The 6,915-nt window shown below is 74.0% G+C and carries 5 protein-coding genes; 2 read left to right on the top strand and 3 right to left on the bottom strand.

Annotated features, from left to right (window positions below):
• From HLK59_RS21810 to HLK59_RS21800, 3 genes are all read right to left on the bottom strand, one after another.
• Positions 1-1,999: ATP-binding protein (locus tag HLK59_RS21810; RefSeq protein ID WP_240982563.1), on the bottom strand; the 1,999-nt coding region annotated here is incomplete at its 3' end.
• A 514-nt stretch (positions 2,000-2,513) separates the two neighbouring features.
• Positions 2,514-3,749: an MBL fold metallo-hydrolase gene (locus HLK59_RS21805; protein WP_171143176.1), complete on the bottom strand. Its 1,236-nt coding sequence runs from the start codon at positions 3,747-3,749 to the stop codon at positions 2,514-2,516.
• 71 nt (positions 3,750-3,820) lie between these two features.
• Positions 3,821-4,660, bottom strand: coding sequence for an MOSC N-terminal beta barrel domain-containing protein (locus HLK59_RS21800; protein WP_171143175.1), 840 nt, complete (start codon positions 4,658-4,660; stop codon positions 3,821-3,823).
• Between the two features lie 154 nt (positions 4,661-4,814).
• Here HLK59_RS21800 and HLK59_RS21795 point away from each other — a divergent pair, with 154 nt between their 5' ends.
• Together HLK59_RS21795 and HLK59_RS21790 are read left to right on the top strand one after the other, a co-directional pair.
• Entirely contained in the window at positions 4,815-5,993 is a 1,179-nt protein-coding gene (locus tag HLK59_RS21795) for a Glu/Leu/Phe/Val dehydrogenase dimerization domain-containing protein (RefSeq protein WP_171143174.1), read from the top strand.
• A gap of 256 nt (positions 5,994-6,249) precedes the next feature.
• Entirely contained in the window at positions 6,250-6,870 is a 621-nt protein-coding gene (locus HLK59_RS21790) for a TetR family transcriptional regulator C-terminal domain-containing protein (RefSeq protein ID WP_171143173.1), read from the top strand.
• The last annotated feature ends 45 nt before the right edge of the window (positions 6,871-6,915 follow it).

Raw genomic sequence — 6,915 nt, 5'->3', positions numbered from 1 at the left:
GGTCCATGGCGGGCACGTCCTGGGGCGATGCGTCCCGGTGGGGGGCGTCCGGGTGCGTGAGGTCCAGGGGTGCCGGGGCGGAGTGGGGTACGCCGAGGTACATGGACCCGGTCCGGTCCGTGTCGAAGCGCACGGCCTCCATGTGCGGGGCCTGCGGGTGGCCCGCTTCTTCCGGGTGGGGCGCCCCCGCGTGCTCGGCCTCCAGGTGCTGCTGTGCCTCGGCGAGGCCGATGCCGCGCTGGAAGGCCGCCATCAGGCCCGGGTCGTGACCGGCGGGGTGGTCCGTCTCGGGACGCGGTGCGGCCGGGCCGTCGCGCAGCTGGGGTGCGATGTGTTCCTGGGCGCGGCGGCGGGGCAGTTGGGGCTTGCCCATGGTGCCGCGCACGGTGCCGGTGCGGGGGGTGGGCGGCCCGGCGGTGCGTTCGGCGACGCGGTGCCGGTCGTCGGGGCGGATGCCCGGGACGGCCTCCGCCGGGTTGGGCCGCTCCTGGTGGGTGCCGCGCACGGGCAGTGGTACGGCGGGGCCGGGCGCCGGGGCGGCGGCACGCGGGGCGTCGTGCTGCCGGCGGGGCGCGAAGGGTACGACGCGCTGGGGCCCGGTGTCGGCGGCCGCACCGGCTCCCGGGTACGGATACTGCTGGGGCGGTACGGCGGTCCCCGGTCCCGTCCCTTCCCGCTGCGGGGCCCCGGAGGCACCGGGCCCGCCCGGTCCCGTCATGGGCGCCGGGGGCCGGCCGGGCTCCGGTGCTCCCGTCCCGCCCGGTGACCGCGGTACGGCGCCCGACGCGTCCGGGTCCGCGCCCAACAGCCCCTGCGGTACGACGAGTACGGCCTGGACGCCGCCGTAGATGTTGGTCTGGAGCCGGACGTTGATGCCGTGCCGCCGGGCGAGCTGCGAGACGACGAACAGGCCGATGCGGCCGTCCGCCAGCAGGCTGCCCACGTTGACCTGGTCGGGGTCGGCGAGCAGGGCGTTCATCTTGTTCTGCTCGCCGACGGGCATGCCGAGCCCGCGGTCCTCGACCTCGACGGCGAGCCCGGAGGTGACGAGGTTGGCTCGCAGCAGGACCTGGGTGTGCGGGGCGGAGAACACCGTCGCGTTCTCGACCAGTTCGGCGAGCAGGTGGATGACGTCGGCGACGGCGTGCCCGCGCAGGGTTCCGTCGATGGGCGGCACGAGCTTGACCCGGGAGTACTGCTCGACCTCGGCGATGGCGGAGCGCAGCACCTCGGTCATGGAGACGGGGTGGCTCCATTGCCGGCGGGAGACGGCGCCGCCGAGCACGGCGAGGTTCTCGGCGTGCCGCCGGATGCGGGTGGCGAGGTGGTCGACGTGGAAGAGGCCCTTGAGCAGGTCGGGGTCCTCGATCTCGTTCTCCAGCTCGTCGAGGATGGAGATCTCCCGGTGCACCAGTGACTGGAGGCGCCGGGCGAGGTTGAGGAAGACCTCCAGCTTCTGTTCGCTGCCCGCCTGGCTGGACAGCTGGGCGGCCTGGACCACCGCGGTGACGGCACCGTCATGGGCGCGGGACAGGTCGGCGGCGAGCAGTTCGAAGTCGTCGGCGTCCTCGGGGGGACCGCCGCGCGGCTTGCGCTGGGGCGGCCCTTCGCCGCGGCGCAGCGCCTCGACGAGGGCGCGCAGATCCGCCTCGCCGCGCGCGCTGCTGCGGCGCAGGGCGCCGATGCGGTCGCTGACCGCCCGGGCGGCGCGGTCGGCGGCCACGGCGGCGATGAGGATGCCCGCGAGGGCGACCGAGAAGGCTCCGGCGAGGACGCCCCACAGGGTGAGACCGGGTTGCGCACCGGTGGAGCGGACCGTGAAGAGGACGGCTGCCGAGGCGCTGAGGGCGACCGCGATGGGCGGCAGCACGGCGAGCCGCAGCAGCTGTGGCCGTATGTGCGTCTCGGGCAGCGCGGGTACGGGCCGGGCGGCCGGCCTTCCGTGCCGGCCGCCTTCGCGGCGGTCTGCGCGGGTGGCCGGTGCGCGGAGCTGAGCCATCGGTGTCCTCGTACTGGTGGTCCGTCGGGCCTGGTCGCCGGGCGGGCTCGGGCGGCCGCGGCCGGGTTCCCGTGGTCCGGTGCGCGCCCCCGCCGGTTCCCTGGTGCGCTCGCTGCGGGCGGAGCGCACTCCGACGCGGTCGTCGGTCACCGGTGTCCCCCGGTGCCCGGTTGCGGTCGAGCTGGGGGGATCCCCATCGCGTCGACTCCCTCCTCCGGCTCGGCGTCGGTCGAGAGCGCCGAAGAATTCGGCCCTGCGTCGCCCGACGGACACTCACAGTAGTCGGCAACGCATCATGTGCGGTGGGCAGTTGACAAACTCGTACGGAGAGCGTCCCGCTCTGGTATGAGGTCTCGTACGACAGCCCGATAAGCCCCTCGGGCGTCCGTTCGGGAACGGCCGGACTTCGATCGAACCTGGTCAGAAGCGGTCACGCACAGACGGCGAGGGCCGGAGAGCGTGATGCTCTCCGGCCCTCGCCGTCAGCCGTTCTCGGCCCGGAATCAGCCCGGGATCAGCCCGCGGGCACGGTTTCGGGCTCTCCTGAGCCCTCGGTCGCGGCTCCGGGAATGTCACGGGCCGTATCGGTCGCCGGGCCCGCCTCGGTGCCCACACCGTCCGCCGGCCACCCGCCCGCCGGCGCCGACGCGACCCCGCGCCACCACGGCTCGTCCGGGACGGTCTCGGCGGTGGGCTCGAAGGGCTCGCCCGGCCGGGGCAGGGCCACCCGGGCCCCTTCCTTGCGGGCGGCCGCGAGGGTCCCCTCGCCCGGGTCCGCCCACGCGTGCGTGGCGAGGTTGAAGGTGGCCCAGTGGATCGGCAGCATCGGTCCGGCCGACGGTCCGCCCTGGAGGTCGAGGTGGGCGCGCATGCCCTCCTCGGGCGTCATGTGGATGTCGGGCCAGAAGTCGCTGTACGCGCCGATCTGGATCATCGTGGCGTCGAACGGTCCGTGCTCGGCGCCGATGTCCTCGAAGCCCTCGAAATAGCCGGTGTCGCCGCTGTGGAAGACCCGGTGCTCCTCGCCGGCTACGACCCAGGAGGCCCAGAGGGTGTGCTGTGTGTTGCGCAGGCCTCGGCCGCAGAAGTGGCGGGCCGGGGTGGCGGTCAGGGTGAGGCCGCCGACCTTGGTCGCCTCGTGCCAGTCCAGCTCGCGCAGCCGGTCGGCGGAGACGCCCCAGTGCTCCAGGTGGGCGCCGACGCCGAGGGGTACCGCGAACAGGGTGTCGGTGCCGGCCAGTGCCTTGATGGAAGGCATGTCCAGGTGGTCGTAGTGGTCGTGCGAGATGACGACCACGTCGACCGGGCCGAGCGCGGCCAGCGGCAGGGGGACCGGGTGCAGGCGCTTGGGGCCGGCGAAGGGGACCGGGGAGCAGCGCTCGCCCCACACCGGGTCGAAGAGCACCCGGTGCCCGTCGATCTCCGCGAGCACGCTGGAGTGCCCCATCCAGGTCAGCCTGAGTCCGGTGGCGGGCGGCCGGGCGATGTCGGCGAGGGTGGTGGGGTGCACGGGGATACGGCCCCCGGGGGCGCGGCGGGGCCGCTCGTCCTTGTCGAAGAAGACCTTCGCGAGCTCCACCGTCGAGCCGGAGGGCCGGATGCGGGCCGTGCCGCCCGGGTTCTGGAAGACCCCGTCCTTGAAGTGCGGCGATCTACGGATGCGCGCGAGGCGCTCACCGCTCGGGTCCACGCCGAAGGCCGCGGGCTGCAGCGCGCGGAGCCCGGAGCTCAGGGAACGGAAACCGGACACGGTACCTCCAGGTGGAGTCGGTGAGGCATTCCATTATGGTCGACCCCTCCGACAAACCGGGATCCCGCTGGTCACGGCCGCGTGAACGACACCTCGGAGTCGCCCCACGCGGTGACGTCCACCTCGTCGCCGACCGCCAGCTTCCCGTGCCGCAGCACGGAGAACTTCACGCCGAACACGGTGCCGGCGGCGCCGCGGCGGTAGCCGGCCAGGCTGCGGATGGGTTCCGGGCCGCCGTTGGCGCCGCGCTCCTGGTCGACCAGGGTGACGGCACAGCGGACGGCGAGCTTGGCGTAGGCGAGCTCGGTGTCGCCGATCAGCATGCGGTGGGCGCGGTCCTCGGTGTGCGGGGTGTCCCAGCCGCCGATCACGATGTTGGGGCGGAAGCGGTTCATCGACAGAGGTTCCCCGCCACGCTCGGCGATCTTCTCGTTGAGCAGGTCGAGGCTGGAGCGCGAGAGCACGTGCAGCGCGCCGCTGTCCGCCCAGCCGGCGGTGCCCGGCGTCCTGCCGTCGGTGACCCGGTCGTGCTCGGGCGGTACCCGGACGAGGCGACTCGGGACGCCGAGCACGTCGGTGAGCCACCGCGCGACGGAGTCGCCCTGGTCGATGCCCCGGAACGGGTTCCCGAACAGTTCGACGGGCCGGCGCGCTCCGGTGGTGTCGACGTCGACGGTCACCTCGCCGTGGTCCGGCGCGCGCAGCGTGAGCCGCTCGCCGTCGGCGTCGATGCCGGGCAGGATCAGCGCGAGCCGCGGGTCGCGCCGCTGGGTCCGGAACACCCCTTCGTCGCTCACGACCATGAAGGCGCGGTCGTGGGCGAGCCCGGCCGGCGTCACCAGCGCCTCGCTCGCCGAGATCCCGGCGCATCCCTTGACCGGGTAGTACGACAACTCGACGACGTTCGCCACGTCCCCGCCCCCATCCGACGACCAGTACGTTCCCAAAGGGAACGTAACAGCCCCCGCTCCGACCCCGTCAACCGGTCCCGCCTCGCGTTGACAGGGGCCAGGCCCCCTCCCGATACTGACTCACCATTCAGTAATTCGACCAGGAGAAGCCACCGTGACCACCCCCCTTCTGTCGCTCACCTGGACCGACCACGTCACCGGCCGCCAGGGCTTCCTGGTCGTCGACCGGCTCGTACGCGGCGTGTCCAGCGGCGGGCTGCGCATGCGCGAGGGCTGCACCCTGGACGAGGTCACCGGGCTGGCCCGCGGCATGACCATGAAGGAGGCGCTGCACTACGACCCCGAGGGCCGCTACATCCCGCTGGGCGGCGCGAAGGGCGGCATCGACTGCGATCCCCGGGACCCGGCGGCGTACGCGGTTCTCGTGCGTTTCCTGCGCGCGATGCGACCGTACGTCGAGAGTCTCTGGACCACCGGCGAGGATCTCGGCCTCACCCAGGACCTCGTGGACCGGGCGGCGGCCGAGGCGGGGCTCGTCTCCTCGATCCAGGCCGTGTACCCGCTGCTCGACGACGAGACGGCGGCCCGGCGTCGGCTCGCGGAGGCGTTCGCCGTCGAGGTGGACGGCATCGGGCTCGACGAACTGGCCGGCGGCTGCGGGGTCGCCGAGTCGGTGCTCACGGCCCTGGACCGGGCCGGGGTGCCGTACGCGGGGACGCGGGTCGCGGTGCAGGGGCTCGGCACGATGGGCGCAGCCACGGCACGGTTCCTCGCGCGCGCGGGGCTCGACATCGTGGCCGTCGCCGACATCAAGGGCACGATCGCCAATCCCGCCGGCCTCGACGTCGAGGCGCTGCTCGCCGCGCGGGACGCGTACGGCACCGTGGACCGTGCCGTGCTGCGCCCCGGTGACCGTGAACTGCCGGGCGACGCGTGGCTGTCCGCGGACGTGGAGGTGCTGGTGCCCGCGGCGGTGTCGTACGCGATCGACGCCTCCAACCAGGGGCGGATCACCGCCCGCTGGATCGTCGAGGCCGCGAACATGCCCGTCCTGCCCGCGGCGGAGGCGCTGCTGGCCGCGCGGGGCGTCACCGTGCTGCCCGACGTGGTCGTGAACTCCGGGACGAACGCCTGGTGGTGGTGGACCCTGTTCGGCGACATCGGCGCCGACGCCCAGGAGGCGTTCGCGCACACCCGCCGCGCCATGCGGGCCCTCGTCGAGCTCATGCTGGCCCGCGCGGAGGCCGACGGAACCTCACCACGCGCCGCCGCACACGCGATCGTCGCGGACCGACTGCCGGTGATCGCGGAGCGGTTCGGGTGGTACCGGTGACGGGTGCCGTCGGTGGTGGTGCGGGTACGACGAGGTGAGTCCCGGCGGTTCGGCAACTCGGTCCGCGCCGACGAGAGGGCGCTGCGGCGGTTCGGTCGGCGCCGGGGCAGTGGCTCTCGGCGCACCGGCCGGCCGGTGGCCGTGTCGGCTGTGCCGACCGTTCGGCCTACGTCGGCAGCGTCTCCGCTGTTCCGGCCCGGTGCCGATGACCGCGGCCCCTCGGCGGTCCCAGGTGCTGCCTCGATAGGGTGGCCGCGTGGCGAGAGTGCGGTTGAGCGTGGCCGAGCGGCGCGAGGAGTTGCTGCGGGCCGCCGTCGAGCAGATCGAGGCGCGGGGCGTGGCGGCGGTCAGGATCGCCGACGTGGCCTCGGCGCTCGGGGTCAGCAACGCGCTGGTGCTGTACCACTTCTCGACGAAGGAGAAGCTGGTCTCCGCCGCGTTCGCCCACGCCGCGGAGGAGGACCTCGCGCAGCTGCGCAAGCTGCTCGGCCGCCGTACGACCGCGCTGCGCCGGCTGCGGTCCGCCGTGCGCTGGTACGCCCCGACCGGCCAGGCCAAGGGCTGGCGGCTGTGGATCGAGGGCTGGGCGGCGGCGCTGCGCGAACCCGCGCTCCAGGAGGTCACCCGCAACCTCGACAGACGGTGGAAGGCGGCGATCGCCGAGGTCGTCAGGGAGGGCACGGCCGCGGGCGAGTTCCACTGTCCCGACCCGGACGGCGCGGCCCTGCGCCTCACCGCCCTGCTCGACGGTCTCGCCGTACAGCTGACGTCCTACCCGGGAGCCGTTTCCCGGTCCCGCGCACAGGAGTGGGTGGACGAGGCCCTGGCCCGGGAACTCGGTCTGGGAGCCGAGACGTTGAGCGCCCAGGAGCGCTGAGCGGCGCCCCACGAGAGCAGGCCCGCCGACAGAGAGGGCACACCA

This window comes from Streptomyces sp. S3(2020) (assembly GCF_013044505.1).
GTDB lineage: Bacteria > Actinomycetota > Actinomycetes > Streptomycetales > Streptomycetaceae > Streptomyces.
The sequence above is the reverse complement of the archived record's forward strand: the minus strand, read 5'-3'. Positions and strand labels throughout refer to the sequence as shown.